This is a genomic window from Iodobacter fluviatilis, assembly GCF_900451195.1.
Classification (GTDB): Bacteria; Pseudomonadota; Gammaproteobacteria; order Burkholderiales; family Chitinibacteraceae; genus Iodobacter; species Iodobacter fluviatilis.
Map to the genome: position 1 here is coordinate 483,451 of NZ_UGHR01000003.1, position 19,313 is coordinate 502,763.

Annotated in this window: 16 protein-coding genes; 1 reads left to right on the forward strand and 15 read right to left on the reverse strand. The window is 46.9% G+C overall.

The window, feature by feature from the left end; all coding sequences use genetic code 11:
• The first annotated feature begins 5 nt into the window (after positions 1 to 5).
• Positions 6 to 1,274: an RsmB/NOP family class I SAM-dependent RNA methyltransferase gene (locus DYD62_RS17585; protein ID WP_115228702.1), complete on the forward strand. Its 1,269-nt coding sequence runs from the start codon at positions 6 to 8 to the stop codon at positions 1,272 to 1,274.
• A gap of 106 nt (positions 1,275 to 1,380) precedes the next feature.
• On the opposite strand, the gene DYD62_RS17590 is transcribed toward DYD62_RS17585, so the two are convergent.
• From DYD62_RS17590 to DYD62_RS17660, 15 genes are all read right to left on the reverse strand, one after another.
• Positions 1,381 to 1,905: a GNAT family N-acetyltransferase gene (locus tag DYD62_RS17590; protein WP_115228703.1), complete on the reverse strand. Its 525-nt coding sequence runs from the start codon at positions 1,903 to 1,905 to the stop codon at positions 1,381 to 1,383.
• An 89-nt stretch (positions 1,906 to 1,994) separates the two neighbouring features.
• On the reverse strand, positions 1,995 to 2,219 hold the full coding sequence (locus DYD62_RS17595; RefSeq protein ID WP_115228704.1) for a hypothetical protein: 225 nt from the start codon (positions 2,217 to 2,219) through the stop codon (positions 1,995 to 1,997).
• A 192-nt stretch (positions 2,220 to 2,411) separates the two neighbouring features.
• A complete protein-coding gene (locus tag DYD62_RS17600; RefSeq protein WP_115228705.1) occupies positions 2,412 to 4,787 on the reverse strand; it encodes an alpha/beta hydrolase family protein in 2,376 nt (791 codons plus the stop codon).
• 201 nt (positions 4,788 to 4,988) lie between these two features.
• Complete coding sequence (locus DYD62_RS17605; protein WP_115228706.1) at positions 4,989 to 6,251, reverse strand: ATP-binding protein; 1,263 nt, start codon at positions 6,249 to 6,251, stop codon at positions 4,989 to 4,991.
• On the reverse strand, positions 6,251 to 7,291 hold the full coding sequence (locus tag DYD62_RS17610) for a cobalamin B12-binding domain-containing protein (RefSeq protein WP_115228707.1): 1,041 nt from the start codon (positions 7,289 to 7,291) through the stop codon (positions 6,251 to 6,253). Before DYD62_RS17610 ends, DYD62_RS17605 begins: the two co-directional genes overlap by 1 nt.
• 24 nt (positions 7,292 to 7,315) lie before the next feature.
• The gene (locus DYD62_RS17615) at positions 7,316 to 7,615 is read right to left on the reverse strand and encodes an antibiotic biosynthesis monooxygenase family protein (protein ID WP_115228708.1); all 300 of its coding nucleotides are present in this window, start codon (positions 7,613 to 7,615) and stop codon (positions 7,316 to 7,318) included.
• A 221-nt stretch (positions 7,616 to 7,836) separates the two neighbouring features.
• On the reverse strand, positions 7,837 to 8,238 hold the full coding sequence (locus DYD62_RS17620) for a ClpXP protease specificity-enhancing factor (protein ID WP_115228709.1): 402 nt from the start codon (positions 8,236 to 8,238) through the stop codon (positions 7,837 to 7,839).
• Between the two features lie 84 nt (positions 8,239 to 8,322).
• The gene (locus tag DYD62_RS17625; RefSeq protein ID WP_046351697.1) at positions 8,323 to 8,928 is read right to left on the reverse strand and encodes a glutathione S-transferase N-terminal domain-containing protein; all 606 of its coding nucleotides are present in this window, start codon (positions 8,926 to 8,928) and stop codon (positions 8,323 to 8,325) included.
• Positions 8,929 to 9,057: 129 nt separating this feature from the next.
• Positions 9,058 to 9,579, reverse strand: coding sequence for a response regulator (locus tag DYD62_RS17630; protein ID WP_115228710.1), 522 nt, complete (start codon positions 9,577 to 9,579; stop codon positions 9,058 to 9,060).
• A complete protein-coding gene (gene nosR, locus DYD62_RS17635) occupies positions 9,579 to 10,898 on the reverse strand; it encodes a response regulator c-di-GMP phosphodiesterase, NosR family (protein WP_207916626.1) in 1,320 nt (439 codons plus the stop codon). The genes DYD62_RS17630 and nosR overlap by 1 nt, the downstream gene beginning before the upstream one ends.
• A gap of 147 nt (positions 10,899 to 11,045) precedes the next feature.
• Positions 11,046 to 12,689, reverse strand: coding sequence for a PAS domain-containing sensor histidine kinase (locus tag DYD62_RS17640; RefSeq protein ID WP_115228711.1), 1,644 nt, complete (start codon positions 12,687 to 12,689; stop codon positions 11,046 to 11,048).
• 24 nt (positions 12,690 to 12,713) lie between these two features.
• Complete coding sequence (locus DYD62_RS17645) at positions 12,714 to 14,039, reverse strand: ATP-binding protein (RefSeq protein ID WP_115228712.1); 1,326 nt, start codon at positions 14,037 to 14,039, stop codon at positions 12,714 to 12,716.
• 44 nt (positions 14,040 to 14,083) lie between these two features.
• Entirely contained in the window at positions 14,084 to 16,930 is a 2,847-nt protein-coding gene (locus DYD62_RS17650; RefSeq protein ID WP_115228713.1) for an EAL domain-containing protein, read from the reverse strand.
• Positions 16,931 to 17,262: 332 nt separating this feature from the next.
• Entirely contained in the window at positions 17,263 to 18,018 is a 756-nt protein-coding gene (locus DYD62_RS17655) for a cytochrome c1 (RefSeq protein ID WP_115228714.1), read from the reverse strand.
• Between the two features lie 12 nt (positions 18,019 to 18,030).
• Positions 18,031 to 19,305 carry a cytochrome b gene (locus DYD62_RS17660; RefSeq protein ID WP_115228715.1) on the reverse strand — a complete coding sequence of 425 codons (1,275 nt, stop codon included), beginning with the start codon at positions 19,303 to 19,305 and terminating at the stop codon, positions 18,031 to 18,033.
• Positions 19,306 to 19,313 lie beyond the last annotated feature (8 nt).

A 19,313-nucleotide genomic window follows, 5' to 3' on the forward strand; every position in this document is an offset into this window, starting at 1 on the left:
AAGACATGATTGCTTTAAATAATACCCGTTACCACGCCGCTATTTCTGTTCTGTCCGAAATGCTGGTGTTTGCCGCCCCATCTGATGCCACCATGTCGCGTTTTTTTCGCAGCAATCCCAATCTGGGCGGGCAGGATCGCCATATGATTGCTGAATGCGTGTATGGCATTTTGCGCAATAAAATTCGCCTAGAATGGGTTTTAGGTGGCCCAGCCAATGCGCGCAGCCTGCTTACTGCTTATCTGGTCGTGGTAGAGCGCCGTAATCTGCGTGAATGTGGCGATTGGTTCCCGGACACAGAAAAAGACAATTTTGCCCTCTGTAAAAGCAAAAAACTCGCCGAGGCCCCGGTGTATGTACGTGCCGATCTGCCAGAATGGGTCGTGAATGACCTGATCGCTGGCGGCATGATAGACGCTGATATCCTTGCGCTGGGCGCTGGCCTGCAAGGCGCTGCTGCGCTTGATCTGCGTGTAAACAGCTTAAAAGCCAAGCGCGAGCAGGTCGCTGCTGAGCTAAAAGACGTGGGCGGAATCGACACCATCCCAACGCCTTACTCTCCTTGGGGCCTGCGCGTGACAGGCAAGCCCGCCATTAATAAATACCGCGCCTTTACCGAAGGCCGTGTAGAAGTACAAGACGAAGGTAGCCAGCTTCTGGGCCTGCTTACCGGCGCAAAACGCGGCCAGATGGTGGTGGATTTCTGCGCGGGTGCGGGGGGTAAAACCCTGCTGCTGGGTGCAATGATGAATTCCAGTGGCCGTTTGTATGCCTTTGATGTGTCAGAAAAACGCCTGAATAACTTCAAGCCTCGTCTGGCCCGCTCCGGCCTTTCTAACGTGAATGCCCAGCTGATTTCCAGCGAAAACGATCAGAAAGTGAAGCGTCTGGTTGGCAAAATCGACGCGGTACTGGTTGATGCTCCCTGCTCCGGCATGGGCACAGTACGCCGTAACCCGGATCTGAAATTCCGCCAGAACCCGCAAAGTGTGGCCGAATTGAACACCATGCAAGCCAGTATTCTGGCCTCTGCTTCACGCTTGGTAAAATCCGCAGGCCGCCTGGTTTACGCCACATGCAGCTTCTTACCTTCCGAAAACGAAGCCATTGTTGAAGCCTTCCTTGCCGCTAATCCAGATTTCAAACTGCTTGATGCGCCTGAGCTGCTGAAAGCTGAGCAAGTAGAAATCCCGCTGACCGGCCCTTACTTCAAATTATCTCCGCACCTGCATCAGGCCGATGCTTTCTTTGCGGCGGTGATGCAAAGAGATTAATTGCTTCCGCGTTAAGAAAAAAAGCCCATCACGTTGATGGGCTTTTTTTCGGTATAGATTTGCAAGTCCGGGGTGAACACACGGTTTGAATGTTCATCTGCCAGAACTACACTTTAGTTACCCAAGCCGCTTTATCCATAGACCAGACCGCAGTATCCATCTCATACCAGCGCTCTATGCCGCGATATTGCATGCCTAGTTTTTTCATAACATGGGCCGATCCATGATTATCCTGATGGCAGACGGCGTATAAAGAGTCTGCTTCCAGTTTGTCAAAAGCAAATGCGGCCATCGCTTGTGCGGCTTCTGATGCATAACCCAGCCCCCATTTGTCTTTACGCAGACGCCAGCCTATTTCCAGAGGATTGGCCGGGTCACGCCCCAAGTGTTGTATGCAGCCTGCACCTATGATTTCATCGCTGTCGGTTTCGATGAAACTCCACCAGGAGAATCCGTATTCTATCCAGCGGGCCTTGACGCGCTCTATCATTGCCCGGGTTTTTGCTGGTGTCTCTGGTTTGCCGGTGATGTATTGCATGACTTCAGGCTGACTATTCATTTTGAACAGCCCGTCAAAATGGTGGTCGCTGATTGCTTCGAGGCGCAGGCGTGCAGTAGTCAGTATCGTCATGATCAGTTAAGACGCCATAGAATGATGGTTTAAATTTTGCGTGTTTCCTGATGGACATCGAAAAAAGCCACCACAGGGCAGCAGGGGGTTTAAGCGATGGCTTCTAAATCCTCTATCGGATGTTCCATCGTGACATCGTTTTCGGTGGGGCGGCGGGCTATCCAGCGGACTTTGACTAGGCTTTTTGTTCCGCCAAGGGGCACAAACACATCCAGCACATAACCTTTGCGCCGGTCCAGCAGACGGCCAATTTCGGGTTTAAGGTACTGAATCTGGCTTCTGCGAAACTGTACCGTTTGTTTTACTTTAATCATCTTGCTCTTCTGTTTATGAATGGGCCCATGGCAAGGTAAAACAGCATGGGCTTTGTGTCAGTTTTTTAAACGGCTGTTGTTTTCTGTCTCTATGTAAGCATGACAAATATATTGATTGATGCCAATAGAATTTTGGGGGAGTGCCGCTTCAATTTTCAGCAAAAAACCCATCCAAGGATGGGTTTTTTTGTTTTATGGTTTGGTTTTTAAATAGGTTTCCAACCACTGATCCTGCTCCCACAGCATTTGCATAATGGATTCGCGGGCGCGGTAGCCGTGGCTTTCATTGGGCAGCATGACTAAGCGTGCTCTGGCACCCAAGCCTTGCAGTGCCTGGTACATGCGCTCGCTTTGCACGGGGAAGGTGCCGGAATTGTTATCCATTTCGCCATGAATTAAGAGCAGCGGGTCTTTGATCTGATCTGCGAAGTTGAAGGGGGCCATCGCTTGGTAGACAGGTTTTGCTTCCCAAAAATTGCGGTCTTCGGATTGAAAGCCAAAGGGAGTCAGCGTGCGGTTATAAGCGCCGGATCTGGCGATGCCAGCTTTAAATAGGCGGGTATGTGCCAGCAGATTGGCCGTCATAAATGCACCGTAGCTATGGCCGCCGACGGCGATTTTATTGCGATCGGCTACACCCAGCTTCACCACGGCATCTACAGCGGCTTCGGCATTCATGGTGAGCTGCGGCAGATAGTTATCGTTAGGCTCGGTTTTGCCTTCGCCCACAATCGGCATGGCGGGGTTGTCGAGTACGGCGTAGCCGCGGGCCAGCATGGCTTGCGGGCCGTTGTAGCTGATGCGGTTAAAGCGGTAAGGTGATTCGCGCACCTGGCTGGCAAGCTGGGCGTTTTTAAATTCGCGCGGGTAAGCCCACATCAGCATGGGCAGCGGGCCATCGCGCTTTGCTTCGTAGCCTGCGGGCAGATAAAGCGTGGCATCCAGCATCACGCCATCTTTACGCGGGTATTGGATTTTTTGCTTTTGCACGTCTTTAAGTTGTGGTGTGGGATGGGGGAATTGGGTGAGCGCACGGCTGCTGCCTGCCAAGTCTCGTAGGTAGAAGTTGGGTCTTTCGGTAGTGGCTTCACGGCTGCTGATGAAGCGATTCTCATCCAGCATCGCAACGGGAATTTCATAAAACGGTGCTTGTGATTGCCAGAGGCGTACCGATTTTTTGCTAGCTAATTCATAGCGGTCTAAAAAGGGCCGGTCGCCTTCAGGGCCTGCGCCTTCACCAATCAGATAAATAGCCTTGCTGTCACTCTTAATGATGTTTTGGGCGTAGACATTTTTTGCCATGACTGGCTCACCCGGATCGGCATAGCGGTCTTCTGATTTGCGGGCGACTAGTAGCTCAGGCGCTTGTTCGGGGTGATCGGGGTGAATGCGCCATGTGCGGGTATCGCGTGTTTTCCACCATGATTCTTCGACCAAGGCTAAATCGCCACTTCCCCATTGCAGGGATGAGGCACGCCAGGCTAGCTCTATCAGCTTTTGCGGCGGGGCCGTGAAGGGTGCGCTTTGCTGGAGCAGTGCATCGCGTGTTTTGGCTTCTGTTGCTGGATTGCCGCCATCTTGCGCTTCCAGCCAGGTGAGTGTGGCGGGCAGATCTTTGCGCCATGCAAAATCACGTGGCTCTTTGGATACGGCGTCGTTGCCCGGCGGGATACGATCTTGCAGTGGCAGAGCCACTGTTTTGAGCTGTTTGCCTTGCTTATTCCAAACCTCTATCGCTTGCGGGAAGTATGAAACCGGCAGCAAATAAGAATAGGGACGGCGCAGCGAGGTGGTCAGAATCAGTTCACCATCAGGTGATGCACTGGCAGCCAGCAGGGTGAGTGGCTGGGCAATTTTTTTGATTTCGCCTTTCAGGTTCACAGTGGCCAGCTGGCTTTGTAGATGCCAGTCGAGCAGATCGGCGTCGCTTGGTGTTTTCAGCATATCGGCGTAGGTGCGGATTGCGCTTTTACTGCCGGGCTGGCTTTCCTGGGTATTGGGGCCGCTAGGGGTGAGCGCTGCTGTGGGTGCTTTTCCAGCCGGTTTAAGCTGCACCAGTAATTGCTCGCTGGCGCTCAGCCAGCTAAAGCCAGCTCCTGCAATGGCGTTGATGGGCTCTTTAATCAAAGGCCGGGCGCTGGCTTGGGCCACATCAATCAGCCAAAGCTCCACCCCTGCATCGCCCCAGCGGCTAAAGGCAATCCAGCGCTCATTGGCCGACCATGCGGTATCGGCAATTCGCGCTTCCTTAGGCAGACCGCTGATATTGCGGCTTAATCCGGTTTTGATATCCAGTAAGCTGGCACCGTTGGCAAAATCAAAGCGGCTTTGGCTGCTCATTTTTGGGTTGATACGCAGGCCCGCGAGTTTTAACTCGGGCTGTGCTACATCGCTGATGCCGGGCAAGCCTGGCAGGCTGAGCAGCAGGGCGGTGCTGTGCTTGGGGCCAAGGCGGAATAAGGGGCCACGCGGGGCATCAACGATGGCTTGTAATTCGGCTGGCGGAGTTTGATAGGCAGCTATGGTAAGAGGGCTCATCATCAGGGTAAGTAGCAAAAGTAGGCGCATAGGATCTTTTTCAATAGCTTATGGGCGGGGCAATAGCTGCTTTGGGCAGGCTTTGCATCTTGTGCCTCACTGTAACACAGTGGTTTGTAAGTATATTGAAATAGTATCGGCTTGATAAAGTGGGGTATGTAAGCGCAATTTTGAATTTAATACGATTGCTTAGTCAGGCTTTATGGGCTGAGTGCACTTGTGAATGAAACATCAACAGCCCCTGACTAATGGCAAGCGAATACGAAACAGGCTGCCTTGGCCAGGGCTGCTGTTTAAGTCTATGTGGCCACCGTGGTCTGCGATGATTTTCCATGCCTGAGAAAGCCCAAGGCCTGTGCCGCTGCCTACGGGTCTGGTGGTGAAAAAGGGCTCAAAAATTCTGGATTGCTGCTCTTGCAGTATGCCGCAGCCGTTGTCCTCAATTTCTATCCAAACCCAGCTCTGATTACAGCCTGAGCGCAGGATGATCAATCCTTTTTCGCTAATGGCTTGTGAGGCATTCGTCAGCAGATTAAGAAAAACTTGATTGATTTCTGCTAAATGGCATTGCAGCAGAGGGATATGGCCGTATTCGCGCCGGATGATGGTATCGGGGCGGAGCTTGCTTTGAATCATTTGTACCGTGCTTTCTAGGCCTTTGTGCAGATCCGCCATTTGCCAGCTTGTTTGTTCGATTTGAGAAAATTCTTTCAGATTTTGCACAATATCCCGTACCCGCCGCAGCCCATCCCTAGATTCATTCAGTAGCTGCTGGCTGTCTTCCCGCAGATAGGGAATATCTTTTTTTTGATAAAGCTGCCGGATTGCTGCGAGGGTACCGGCGGGGAGTAGTGATTCGGTGGCGGTATAGGCGTCGAGCACGCTCAATAGATCGTTGATATATCCGCTCATGACGCCTAAATTGGCGCTGACAAAGGCGATAGGATTGTTGATTTCGTGGGCAACGCCCGCAGCTAATTGGCCGATTGAGGCCATTTTTTCTCTTTGCAGCAGCTGGCTTTGGGTCTCTTCCAGTTTTTTAAGCAGGCTGTCTTGGGCTCGGTTGGCGCGCAGCAGCTCGCGTTGTTTGTCAGCCAGCTCTTGATTTAAGGTGAGCACGGTTTGGATAAGCTGCTCGCTTTCTTTTATATCGTATTCACTGATTATCTCGATATTGCCGTTGCGGCAATACACGAGGCCCTTTTGCGAATGCCCGGAACCCTGGCTGTCTAGATAGTTAAGAATACCCCGGTGCAAAATGCCATCTTCATTGCTCCCAATCAGAGCGATAAGGGTGTTGAAATCAGGGTTAATGATAAAAGGGCTGATATCTTGGGGGCTTGAGGCTGGGTCTTGCTTGAGCAGCTGATAAAAGCCATCGTTGGCGTCGATGATAGTGCCCTCCTTGTTTAGGATGACATAGCTGATTGAAACCAGCGCTCTCAGCATGGGGGGAATCATCGTTTGCGGGGGCAGCGAGGCAGAGAAGGGCATTAGATCGTTTCTATCTGAGCAAGATCTGCTGAAGGAGACCAACTATCTGCCTTTAGCGTGCGCCACATTTCACTTAGTGCATTGGTGCAAAGTCCTCCTATCATAATCTGCGGGCGATGCTCACCAAACTCCCCGTGAATAGCTGCAATCGTCCGCCTTAGGGTATCTAAATGCTGGGCTTGAGATACCGATAAGCCAACCAGCTCTGGCTGCCATGTTGAAATCTGTGAGAGCAAAGCCTTTATGGGCAGATTTGCCCCCAGCTGTTGTACCTGCCAGCCTGCCAGTTCGAATGAATCAGCCACCATCCGTATCCCAATCGAGTGCAAATTGCCTTCTACGCAAGCAAATAACGCTCGTTTTCCATTGCTAGGGGAGAAATCAGCAAGGCTATACAGATATGCCAGCTCATTTTGCACAATGGTGGTTGCCAGATGTTCCTGGGCGACACTAATTTGGTTTTGTTGCCACAACTGGCCAATCTGATACATAGCGGGTTGTAATAGATGGGTCGCAATATATATATACCCGGCTCCATCTCGGTGGGCTTGCTGCAGCAGCTCATGGGCTTCACGAATATTGCCTGCTGCCAGCTTGCGTGTAAGTAAGTCCGCAGATTGGTGAGGCGCAGGCAGGCACTGCATAAATGCGGGAATCTGCGCTGATACTCTGGCGGCAGAAAGAGCGCTGCTGGCATCGTTGAAAATGCCTGAAATAATGGCGTGCTCAATAGGGGTGAGTTTATGTTCAAAATAGTCTGCAAGCCAGTGCAGCGATTCTACAAGCGAGCTGCCGGGCACATTGCGCGCAGCCAGCACGCTATCAAGCCAGCAGATGTATTCAGTAAAGGGCCTGCTGTTGCCGCTGCTCAAAGCCCCGGTTAAGAATGAGATATGGAGTGCAATATCGGCCTTGCAGCTGCGTTTGCCCTGCTCGCCAAAGCGATGTTGCAGATCAGGGTGGGAGGCATAAATTCTGGTGGTGGCATAGTCTGCCGCTGCATGGCTGTGCTCAAGGAGGATCTCACTAAGAATCGGCATGAAGGTTCTCCATATGCACACGCTTTAATCACAGAGAAAGCTGAAGTACTCGATGCGTGTTGTATTGGGTAGCAGCTTCAGGTTTTTGGGGATGCCCTGATGGGATTGTCGGTAGTTGTGGCTGTGGTGCCAGCTGTGAAAGCTTTCGGCATTATTCCACCAGGTGACCAGCATAAATTGCCTAGGGTCAGATTCGGGATTCCACACCTCCATCCTTATAAAACCTGCGCTGTCATCTGCCAGATGGGGCCGCTGCAGAAAGGCTTCTGCAACAGCATCGTGCGTGTTATTGGCTACGGTAAAGTGGCTGACGGCAATAAACATAAGGTGTCCTTGCGGCGGCGGGGGCAGAAGACCATATGACTTAATAGTCAGCAAACAGCCAGCCTGAATCAAGATTAATGAAATGCAATAAGAAGATAAAATGAGTGTAGTTTGAAACGGGCAGATATACACCGCAGATAGGGGCTTATTGGGTGAATAGCGGGCGTATGTTGTTTACTGCTGGCAGGCATAAAAAATCCCACCGCAGGGGTGGGATTTTTTTACTTAACCACTCGCAGCTGTGGCTTGCCTGTTGGGCGGGGCGGAGTGTCATCCGGGCCATCGTCAGCTGTTTCTGTTGCTTCATTCGGGCCTTCGTATTCAAAGCCCATACCTTCTCCGTTTTCACGCGAGAAAATTGAAACCACACAACCAATCGGGATCAGGATTTCTCTGGAAACACCGCTAAAGCGCGCAGAAAAGCTGATGTAGTCGTTACCAATGCTGAGATTGTGCGTGGCGTTATAGCTGATATCCAGCACAATTTCGTTGTTTTTAACGTGCTCCATCGGCACTTGTAGCTTGCCCATCACACGCACAACCAGATAAGGCGTGTAGCCATGGTCCGAGCACCATTCATGCAGTGCACGAATTAAATAAGGCTTGGTGGAGACGGTTTGCATAGTTTGTCCTTAGTGACTGGAGGGTGGGGAATGGTGAGCGGGATGTAGTAAGTGCTCACTCACGATTCCCTCTATGCCTGCAATTTACTTACGCATCGCTTTTTCGTTTGCTGTCAGCGAATCAATAAAGGCTTGACGGCTGAACAGACGCTCACCGTATTTCATAATTGGCGCAAGTGCTTTGGTTACTTCGATACCGTAGTGCTCAAAGCGCCAGATCAGTGGTGCAATGGCTACATCCAGCATGGAGAACTCTTCGCCCAACATGAATTTTTGCTTGGCAAACAAAGGTGCGATTTGGGTCAGGTTATCACGGATGGTTGCGCGGGCCTTTTCCATTTCTTTCTTGGTTGTGCCGCTGGTTTCCAGTGTTTTAACGTGGATAAACAGCTCGCGTTCAAAGTTAAATAACATCAGACGGGCACGGGCGCGCATCACAGGATCCGCTGGCATCAGCTGCGGGTGCGGGAAACGCTCGTCGATATACTCGTTAATGATGTTGGATTCATACAATGTCAGATCGCGCTCAATCAATACGGGCACTTCATTGTATGGATTCATCACGGCCAAATCTTCAGGCTTGCTATGAACATCGACGTCGATGATTTCGAAATCCATGCCCTTTTCAAACAAGACAATGCGGCAACGATGGCTAAACGGGCAGGATGTACCGGAATACAGCTTCATCATGGTGACGGATCTCTGCAAAAGTATATGAATTGCAGCATTCTACGCATTTTGGCGGCTTTAATCCAGAAAACGAATATAACGATATGATTTTTAAGAAAAAAATGTAATAAATGACAAAGCGTTTTTTGCTTAACTTGTTTCATCACCATCTAAAAGTACAGAGCCATCCGGCCCCCAGTTCACTTGCGTCAGGCTGTGCTTATGAGATTCACTACGGATTTTTCGCAGCTCATCGGCCAGCTGCTGGTTTTCAATAGCCAGTTTTTGAAAACGCAGCGCGCCAGCAACGGCAGAGCGTAATTCAAAATCATTCCATGGCTTACTGATAAAGCGGTAAATCTCCACTTCATTAATGGCTAGGACCAAACCGGCTAGATCAGTCATTCCCGATAAAATAATACGTATGCAATCGGGCTGGCGATAGCGAAAATCCGTTAAAAAAGCCACGCCATCCAGCTCGGGCATACGGTAATCAGAGATCACTAAATCAAAAGACTTTTCTTCGCTGGCAACAAGGGCGGCTCTGGCATCGGTATAGGTATCAATTTCATAGCCTGGGGATGTGCCATCAAATTCATCTTTGGCATTGAGCGTGCGTTTTAAAGCAGAAAGAATATTTGCTTCATCGTCAACTATCAGTATCCGGGACATTATTTCACCTGAATGTAGATTTCTAATGCGGAATGATCACTTTTTTCAAATGCACAAATTTGCTTGATCAGACGCTCATCCAGAACATGATCTTTTGCCAGCAGCATCACGCCGGAGGCAAGTAGATCACGGGCCAGCACCATTTGGGGTTTAAGCTCTTTGCTGCGGATTAATTGCTCGTGGCTGTATTCCGGCCTTGCAATTACGGCAAGAAATGCTTCAACCACCTTGGGGTCGTAACGTTTGCCGCTGCTGCTTTCGATGTTTTTAATGGCCTCAGATTGCAGCATGGCTTTGCCAGTAAGAAACCCAGCCTGAAGCGATTCATAATCGCAGCAAAGGCCTAAAATTCGCGCGCCGATCGGGATTTCAGCTGCCGCCAACTTATCAGGGTAACCCAGGCCATCAAAGCGTTCATGCTGGCTGCGAATAATGGCAGATGCACCTTGCAGCTGTTCCAGCGCCATCAGCGCAGCATGGCCTTTACTTGGGTAATTTGCATAAATATTGCGCTCTTGCAGCGTCATTTCAACTAAGGGCTTTGCAAGCAATGTGTCTGGCAGACCTATTTTGCCTATGCTGTGCAGCAGGGCGGCAATAAATGTGTCTTGTACTTCTGTTTCTGTCAGGCTTAATTGCCTTGCTACTTTTCGGCTTAAATCGGCAATAACACGGGCATGGCCAGATAAATTATTGGCCCGCATTTCTATTAAATTTGCAAAAACTCTGACTGATGTTACAAAGCCTTTTTTTAGTTTCTCATGCATGGCATGCAATTCACTCATGGCGGATTCTAATTCATAAGTACGGGCCTTAACCTGAGCTTCCAGTGACTGATTTAATTCCTGTAATTTTTGATTCTGCTGGCCTATTAGGGAGTTAAGCTGAATTTTATCTCTTTCCAGCCGTTTTACGGTGAGTGCTTCTTCAACAATACTCAGCATCTCCTGATCATCCCATGGCTTGGAAATATAGCGGCTGATTCTGGCTTTATTGATGGCATCAATGGTTGAATGAATATCTGCATAGCCAGTAAGTAAAATACGCGGAATGTCAGGCCAGTAATTGAGCGCAATTGAGAGAAATTCGGCCCCATTCATTTCTGGCATACGCATATCAGAGATAATCAGATCGATTTTTTCCTGGCCAAGAATAACCAGCGCCGCTGCACCACTTTCAGCTGTAAGAATTTGATAGCCGGATCTGCGCAATAAGCGGCGAAGTGAAGCAAGAATATTGGCCTCATCATCGACGCATAGCACGGTAAACTCTTCACATAGAGCTGGTGCTGTGTAATCGATAAGATCCGCTTCTGGCACGATTGAATCCTTTCTCAGTTCGGGTAAATATAAAATCTTAAGCAATATCAGATTAAAATATTCTGTTCAGCATTTAAAACCTGGCATTTTTTCGGGCTGACCCGATATACAAACAGGTATGCTATTCTCTGTGACATTATTTATAAATCATTCCTGCTTTATTGGCAGCCAAATATCAAAGGTTGTGCCTTCTCCTTGTTTGCTGTGTACATCAATCCGGCCGTGATGTTCCTGAATAATGCCGTAGGAAAGTGATAACCCCAGGCCTGTGCCATGGCCAACGGGTTTGGTGGTAAAAAAAGGGTCGAAGATTTTGCTTAAATGCTCCGCCGCAATGCCCTTGCCATTGTCTCTAAATGAAATACAAATATGCTGATTTTGCTGACGTGTACTGATAAAAATTTTCCCCTGTTTTTCAATAGCATGGCTGGCATTAACCAGAATGTTTAAAAAAACCTGGTTCAGCTGAGAAATAACACATTTAATCAATGGCAATTCACCATAATCCAGAATGACTTCTGATTTGTATTTTATTTCGTTTTGTACAATATTCAGTGTGCTGGTTATGCCCGCATGAATGTCAGCTTCTTCCCATATTTGATTACTGTCTATCCTGGAGAATTCTTTCAGATTCTGCACAATGCCTTTCACCCTTTTAATGCCTTCCCTTGATTCTATAATCAATGAACTGATGTCATCTTTTATGAAATCATAATCAATTGATTTTTTTTCCTCCATTAATTTGATGTATTCAATACTGTTTTTTTCTAAAGATGACTCATATCTACTTTGCATTGTGAATATTTCTTTTAAATAGCCATCCAGTGCACCAATGTTTGAGCCAACATAGCCGATAGGGTTGTTAATTTCATGCGCAATGCCGGCGGCCAGCTGGCCGATTGAAGCCAGTTTTTCTGATTGAAGTAATTTATGCTGCATGCCATGCATTTGTTCATTAAGCTTGATGAGCTCAGCATTTCTTATTTCTAAAGCTAATGTATTGGCATTTGCCTCAATAATTCTGTCTTTTACTTCGTTCTCCAGCAATTTTTCACGGAGTTTGCTGGCCGTGATATTGCAGCTTATTTCATAATAATTTTTTTCCGTTTCTGTAATCATGGGAACTAAAAGTGTTTCCAGCCAGTATTCTTCACCCTTTTTCGATTTAGCACAGGTTTCAAACCTGAGTGTTTCATAAGGTTGTATTTCCTGAATTGATTGTAAAAATTCAGCGCTATAAATTAAACCAATATCAAAGCGATTGGTTTTTAATAACTCTGCTTGCGTATAGCCACTAAGCAGGCAAAAAGGCTCGCTGGCGTAAATAAAGCTGCCATCTGCCCTAGTAATAGTGATTAAGGCATTTTTATGCAGGGCATGTCTTTGTATTTCCACCTCTGACATAATGTTTTCCATTTGCCGGAGTAATACTTTATTGTAGGTAATATCGATAGCCAGCGCCGAAATGCCGCTGATATTATTCGATTCATCGTAATAGTGCATACGATGAATTTTTAAAATTCTTTCCTGACCTTTGCTGTTAGTTAGGGATATTTCTTCTTCAGAAATTCCGGCTTGCAAACAGTAACGATCACCCTCTTCAATTTTTTGTGCAATTTCTTTATCAAAAAAATCAAAATTTGTACCGCCAAGCCAAGAGTCTGTTTTGTTTTTTGAAAAATCAGACCACCCGGCATTTGCCCATATATAGCGTAAAGAGGCATCTTTCTGCCATGCCGGAAATGGGAAATGAGCACAAATTTTGCTGATAAAAAAAGGAGCGTTCATCATATTGCCTTTGAAAATCTATTTGGTTTAAGAAAGGGCCTGAGCTTCGCTCAGGCTATTTAACTCTCTTGCATTAATAGGAATTCTTAATGTGAAACAACTGCCTTTATTTACAATGCTTTTCACGCTGATTTCCCCGTGCATTTTTTTCATCAGTCCAAAGGCTAAGGAAAGTCCAAGGCCAGTTCCTTTTCCTATTGGCTTGGTTGTAAAAAATGGTTCAAAAATCCGGTTGAGGTTTTCAGGTGCAATCCCACTGCCTGTGTCGCGTACATCTACATAAATATTATTATCAACCATTCGGGTGCGTACTAATATTTTTCCAAATGTTTCAATTGCTTGGGCGGCATTAACAAGTAAATTAAGTATGACCTGATTAAATTGTGATCCAATGATTTCTACCTTAGGTAAATCTGAGTATTCTAAGATTATTTCTGCTTTATACTTGATTTCGTTTTTTGCCATATTGATGGTGCTGTCAATCGATTTGTTAATATCAACCGGGGCCCACTCTCCTGAGTCTACATGAGAAAAATCTTTTAAATCTTTTACAATACCTTTTACTCTTTCTAGCCCTTCTTTTGATTCTGCTACTAGGGCAGCTAGGTCATCAGTAATATAGGCAAGATCGTGTTTTTTAATAATAGACACTTTTATTTCATCGCTGATTGTGCCCGTGTTATTGTATTCATCCAGAGCGGCAATTAATTTATTGCTGTATTCATTGAGAGTGTTTAAGTTTGAGCTGATAAAGCCAAGCGGGTTGTTTATTTCGTGAGCTACTCCAGCAGCAAGCTGCCCGATTGATGCCATTTTTTCAGCCTGAGCCAGCTGCATTTTTGTGGTTTCAAGATGATCAATTAATTGTGCCTGATCCTGAGTCTTTTTTTCTAATTGTGATTCTACTTTCTGGCGGGCATCCATTTCTTCACGAAGTTGTTGATTACTTTCTTCCAGATGAATCGTTTTTGCTTTGATACGCTGGTCCAGCTGCTGCATATTTTCAAAAAGATAATTCAGCTGATCTGCTAGCTTGCTAAATTCATTATTGCCATTTACTTTTAAACGCATTTCCCAATCATGATGATCATTGATCTGGTTTAAGCCTTCATAAATATCCGACATCGCTTGGATGGCGCTGCGGCTGAGTGCTGATATCAGTATTAACCCTGTAATAATGATACCAATGCACAAGCCGGTCATTCTTAGTTTTACAGCATCCAGAGTAACCGTACCCTCTGCTGCACTAAGGGCAATATGCCCATACAGCAGAAAGGCAGCAATGCAATATAAAAATAGTATATAAAAACGGCTGTGCAGACTTAGTCGTTTCCAATAATTAAATATAGCCATTTTCTGTTTTTCCAATGATTAATTTCTATTGTCGTTTCCATTTTTTAAAAAGATCCCTGTTTGTGCTTAATCGTTTGTTCATAATATGCAAAGGCATGACGAACTTCTTCTAAGAGATCTTCGTCTTCCCATGGTTTGGTGATGAATTTATATATTCCTGCAGAATTGATGGCATTCGTTAAAGCATTAAGCTCGGTATAGCCGGTAAGCATAATTCTTACTGTATCTGGGTAAAGCTCACGGACACGACGTAGAAATTCCGAGCCATGCATCTGGGGCATGCGCTGATCAGAAATAATGACGTGAATTGAATTTAAAGCCAGTAATTCAAGTGCATCTAGTGCCGATGTGCTGGTAAAGATCTGATAACCACTGCGGCGAAAAAGCCGCTTGAGTGCATTCAGAATATCCGGCTCATCATCAACAATAAGTAATGTGCGTGAATTTTGTTCTCTTATTTTGTTTTTAAAAGGCTGTTTTTTTACATTGGCAATAAATGTATCAAATTCATCTGCAGGCAGTGGTTTGGAATAATAGTATCCTTGAATCAGATCGCAGTTTTGTCTGTGCAAAAAATTAAGCTGGCTTTCCGTCTCTACTCCTTCTGCTACAACATTCAGCCTTAGGCTGTGGGCCATACTGATAATTGCAATGGCAATTAAGGCATCATTGGGTTCTGTTGTGACATTCTGAATGAATGACCTGTCAATTTTTAAGGTGTTAAATGGGAATTGTTTTAAATAACCAAGGCTTGAGTAGCCTGTACCAAAGTCATCCATTGCCAGCGAAATGCCAAGCTGTTTCAGCTGTTTTAAATAAATAATTGCGGCATCCAAATTTTGCACGACCACAGATTCGGTTAATTCTAATTCCAGCCATTTTCCTTCAAGGTTTGCGTTATTGAGCGCTTTAGTAATGATTGCTACAATGTTTTCTTGGCGGAATTGCAAGGCAGAAAGATTGACGGTAACAGGAATAGAGAGTTGCTCTTGCCATTTCTTAGCCTGTATGCAGGCTTCGTTCAGTACCCATTCACCAATTGGAATGATAATGCCGGATTCTTCTGCAAATGGAATAAACTGGCTAGGCTGTATTTGCCCCATTTCGGGGTGTTGCCAGCGTATTAAGGCTTCTGCTCCGATTAATTCTCCTGAATAAAGATCAATTTGTGGCTGATAATAAAGTTGGAATTCTTTATTTTGCAGTGCATTTCTCAGTGCAGATTCCATTTCCAGAATATGGCTGGCCCTTTGATTCATTTCCGGAGAGAAAAACCTAAAATGATTGCGGCCATTTTCTTTTACCTGATACAGGGCTACATCGGCACGTCGTAAGAGCGAATCTGCATTGGCTCCATCCATAGGGGCAAAGCTGATCCCTATGCTGGGGGTAATAAACAACTCTGTTTTGCCAATATGAAAAGGCGTGGAGAGCATTTGCTGCACTTTTCTGGCAACGGTTGCGGCATCTTCCTGATTGACCAGCTCGCTGACGATGGCAAATTCATCGCCTCCCATTCGGGCGATGGTGTCGCCTGCCCTCATCATGGATTCCAGCCTGCTGGCCACCAGCTTAAGCAAAATATCACCAATGGCATGGCCCAGGCTGTCGTTTACTTTTTTAAAGCGGTCTAAATCAATCAGTAAAATGGCCGCAATGCTGTTGTAGCGCTGGCTGTGGGTAATGGCACGCGCCAGCCTGTCGTTGAGCAGGGCGCGATTAGCAAGGCCTGTGAGCGGGTCATGGGTGGCTAACTGTGCAAGTTGCAGCTCTTGCCTCTGGCGCTCACTGACGTCATGAAAAATGCTGATGTAATGGGTGGCTTCACCTTGCTGATCCAGTAGTGGCGAAACAAATACTTCATTGGCATAGCGCGCGCCATCTTTGCGAAAACATTCCAGGACGAAGTGCCCGCAGGCCCGGTTACGCAGAGTGCGCCTGAGGATTTCTAATTCGGGCTGATCCAGTTTATTACGCAGTAAAATCCGGCCGTTTTGCCCTAGTACATCTTTGGCGCTGTAGCCTGTGATCGCTGAAAATGCTTGGTTTATATAAACCACAGGGTGATTTTTATCTTTTGAATCGCTAATCATGACCGCCAAGCTGAGTGCTTCCAGTGCGGCATGAAAGAGTTTTTGCTGTTGCAATTCGTGTTCGGTGTGCTTTTGATGTGAGATATCCCGTGCACGCAAGATGATGTTAAAGGGCGAGTACTCAGGCTGATTGATCAGGGTTTGCCAGAGAGGGTGCTGATTGCCAAAAGCATCGAACAAGCTGCTTTCCTGGCTGTAGATGCCATTTTTAAGCGTTTGGGGAAGTGTGGATTCATTGAAAGCAGCTTGTGCATCCGGTGGCATAAAGTCGCTGAGCATTTTGCCAGAGGCTTCATTGGGTTTGAGCCCCAGCAGTTTATAGCCAGCCTGATTAAGGTAATCCAGCTGTCCCTTGGCGCTGAGGGTGCAAATTAAATCGTTGCTTTGGTCAAAAAAAGCAGCTTGTCTTGGTAGGCTTGTGTGTTCAGCTGCTGGTGTTTGCTGATTAATGAGCTGTCCAAGTGCATCCATCAGGCTGGCCAGATCACAAGGCCAGCTGAGCGCGGCAGTCCGGCTGTGGGCTAGGCAGAGGGGGCAGGGTTGATGCTTTTGGTGTAGCAGCAGCAGGGGGATATTTTGGGTATTGAGTTTGCTTTGAAACGTACAGCACAAGGGGATTTTTGTGTTGGAAAGCCCGCCGATGATAATGGCATCAATCGCGTGGTGACAAAGTTGTAAGGCTTTTTCATTGCTAGCCGCAGTCAGTACTTTATAGCCACCAAGGTTTAACAATTGCGAGCTTTGCTGCAATTGCACTGGATCACTGCAAATATTTAAGATGGTCGCTATATTGGCCACAGTAAGCTCCCAAATGGGATGGTTCTGTATTTTCTTACTTATTTTCTGTTTTTTATAAAAATATTGTAATTTTTACAAAAGATTGCATAAAGGTATCTGATAATACTTTAGTTAGGTTTTTACATTTTTAATGTATTTTTTCCGCCGTTTATCCATATTTTTTGAAAACAATGTGTAAGAAATTGTGCGGTATTAATTTAAACAGCAAGATTAGTTTTTGAAGGATATTGATCTGGGGGTGAGTGGAATTATTCGGTATGTTTATTGCTGTAAATGGCGGGCATAAAAAAAGCGATAAGGAAGCCTTATCGCTTTTTTAATACTAAATGCGTTTAGTGAACATCGCGCCAGTATTCTTTTTTCAGCATATAGCTGATTGGAATTAAAAAGAATAATAGGAATAGTAATACGCCATAACCTATTTGCTCGCGTTTAACCTGAGCTGGCTCACCCATATAAACCATATAGTTCACCAGATCTGCAACACGATGGTCGAATTCGGCTTGATCGAATGCGCCATTTTCTGCCGTTTTGGTCAGGCTACCTGGTTTAACGAGTTTGAGCGCTTTATGCTCGTGCTCACCTTCTTTTTTAACTTCTAATTCCTGCTGGCCTTGTAAATCCCACAATACGTTAGGCATACCGACTTTATCGAAAGTCAGGTTATTCCAGCCAGTAGGGCGGGTTTCATCACGGTAAAAGCTGCGCAGATAGGTGTAGAGGTAATCTGCACCGCGTGAGCGTGAAATAACCGACAAATCAGGCGGCGTTGCACCAAACCAAACCTTGGCGTCTTTGGCTTGCATCGACACTTTCATCAGGTCACCTACTTTTTCTGTAGGGAACATCAGATTGGCTTTGATCTGGTCTTCGGTCAGGCCGATGTCTTGCAGGCGGTTGTAGCGCATAGCTACCGCACCGTGACAGGACAAGCAGTAGTTAGCGAAGGTTTGCGCACCACGCTGCAGGCTTTCGGTATCGCGCAGATTAATCGGCGCTTTATCCAGATGCACTTCGGTATTGGCCTGGCTGCCAAAGCTAACGCTGGCTAACAGGGCGAACAGCAGTGTATTGAGTGTTTTTTTCATGTTGTCCTCCCCTTAGTGCATCGTTACGCGGTCAGGAACCGGCTTGGTCTTATCAATCTTGGTGTAGTAAGGCATCGCCAAGAAGAAGACAAAATAAACCACAGACAGAATCTGTGCGATCACGGTACGGACATTGGTCGAAGGCAATGCGCCAAGGATACCAAGGCCGATAAAGGCAATCACAAACAGAGTTAGCATGGTTTTGTAAATCGGACCACGGTAGCGGATCGATTTCACTGGGGATTTATCCAGCCAAGGCAGCGCTGCAATAATCATGGTGGCGACACCCATCGCGATCACACCCCAAACTTGCGTACCAGCAAAGGAAGGTACTGCGCGCAAGATGGCGTAAAACGGAGTGAAGTACCAAACCGGTGCGATATGCGCAGGAGTTTTAAGTGCATCAGCCGGATCAAAGTTCGGGTGCTCAAGGAAGTAACCGCCCATTTCCGGCGCAAAGAAGATAATTGCGCTGAATACGGCCAAGAATACTGAAACACCAAAAATATCTTTAACGGTGTAGTAAGGGTGGAAAGGAATACCGTCGAGTGGAATACCAGTCTTCGGGTCTTTCTTTTTCTTAATCTCTACGCCATCCGGGTTGTTTGAACCTACTTCGTGCAAGGCGACCAAGTGAGCAACAACCAGCGCCAGTAATACCAGCGGCAGTGCAATCACGTGCAGTGCAAAGAAGCGGTTCAGTGTAGCGTCAGACACCACAAAGTCGCCACGAATCAGCACCGATAAATCTGGGCCAATAACGGGAATCGAGCTGAACAAGTTAACAATAACCTGCGCGCCCCAGAATGACATCTGACCCCAAGGCAGTAGATAGCCTAGGAAGGCTTCAGCCATCAGGCACAGGTAAATCATCATGCCGAATACCCAGATCAGCTCACGTGGCTTTTGGTAAGAACCATAAATCAGGCCGCGGAACATATGCAGGTAAACCACGACGAAGAACATCGATGCGCCAGTGGAGTGCATATAGCGAATCAGCCAGCCGCCTGCCACATCACGCATGATGTATTCAACCGAGGCAAATGCCACCGAAATATTGGTACCCGGAATCAAAGAACCATCCGGCTTGTAGTTCATGGTGAGGAAAATACCGGTGACAATCTGAATCACCAGTACCAGCATCGCCAGGGAGCCGAAGAAGTACCAGAAGTTAAAGTTTTTTGGTGCGTAGTATTCGGAAATGTGTGCTTTCCAGGTGGAGGTCAGCGGAAAACGCTCATCCACCCAGTTGAGGGCCTGCTGGCCCATCTCTTGTGCTTTGCTCATGGGTCAGC

Coding starts and splice junctions, on each gene's coding strand:
- DYD62_RS17585 (WP_115228702.1), top strand. CDS start 6: ATGATTGCTTTAAATAATACCCGTTACCACGCCGCTATTTCTGTTCTG.
- DYD62_RS17590 (WP_115228703.1), bottom strand. CDS start 1,905: ATGACGATACTGACTACTGCACGCCTGCGCCTCGAAGCAATCAGCGAC.
- DYD62_RS17595 (WP_115228704.1), bottom strand. CDS start 2,219: ATGATTAAAGTAAAACAAACGGTACAGTTTCGCAGAAGCCAGATTCAG.
- DYD62_RS17600 (WP_115228705.1), bottom strand. CDS start 4,787: ATGCGCCTACTTTTGCTACTTACCCTGATGATGAGCCCTCTTACCATA.
- DYD62_RS17605 (WP_115228706.1), bottom strand. CDS start 6,251: ATGCCCTTCTCTGCCTCGCTGCCCCCGCAAACGATGATTCCCCCCATG.
- DYD62_RS17610 (WP_115228707.1), bottom strand. CDS start 7,291: ATGCCGATTCTTAGTGAGATCCTCCTTGAGCACAGCCATGCAGCGGCA.
- DYD62_RS17615 (WP_115228708.1), bottom strand. CDS start 7,615: ATGTTTATTGCCGTCAGCCACTTTACCGTAGCCAATAACACGCACGAT.
- DYD62_RS17620 (WP_115228709.1), bottom strand. CDS start 8,238: ATGCAAACCGTCTCCACCAAGCCTTATTTAATTCGTGCACTGCATGAA.
- DYD62_RS17625 (WP_046351697.1), bottom strand. CDS start 8,928: ATGATGAAGCTGTATTCCGGTACATCCTGCCCGTTTAGCCATCGTTGC.
- DYD62_RS17630 (WP_115228710.1), bottom strand. CDS start 9,579: ATGTCCCGGATACTGATAGTTGACGATGAAGCAAATATTCTTTCTGCT.
- DYD62_RS17640 (WP_115228711.1), bottom strand. CDS start 12,689: ATGATGAACGCTCCTTTTTTTATCAGCAAAATTTGTGCTCATTTCCCA.
- DYD62_RS17645 (WP_115228712.1), bottom strand. CDS start 14,039: ATGGCTATATTTAATTATTGGAAACGACTAAGTCTGCACAGCCGTTTT.
- DYD62_RS17655 (WP_115228714.1), bottom strand. CDS start 18,018: ATGAAAAAAACACTCAATACACTGCTGTTCGCCCTGTTAGCCAGCGTT.
- DYD62_RS17660 (WP_115228715.1), bottom strand. CDS start 19,305: ATGAGCAAAGCACAAGAGATGGGCCAGCAGGCCCTCAACTGGGTGGAT.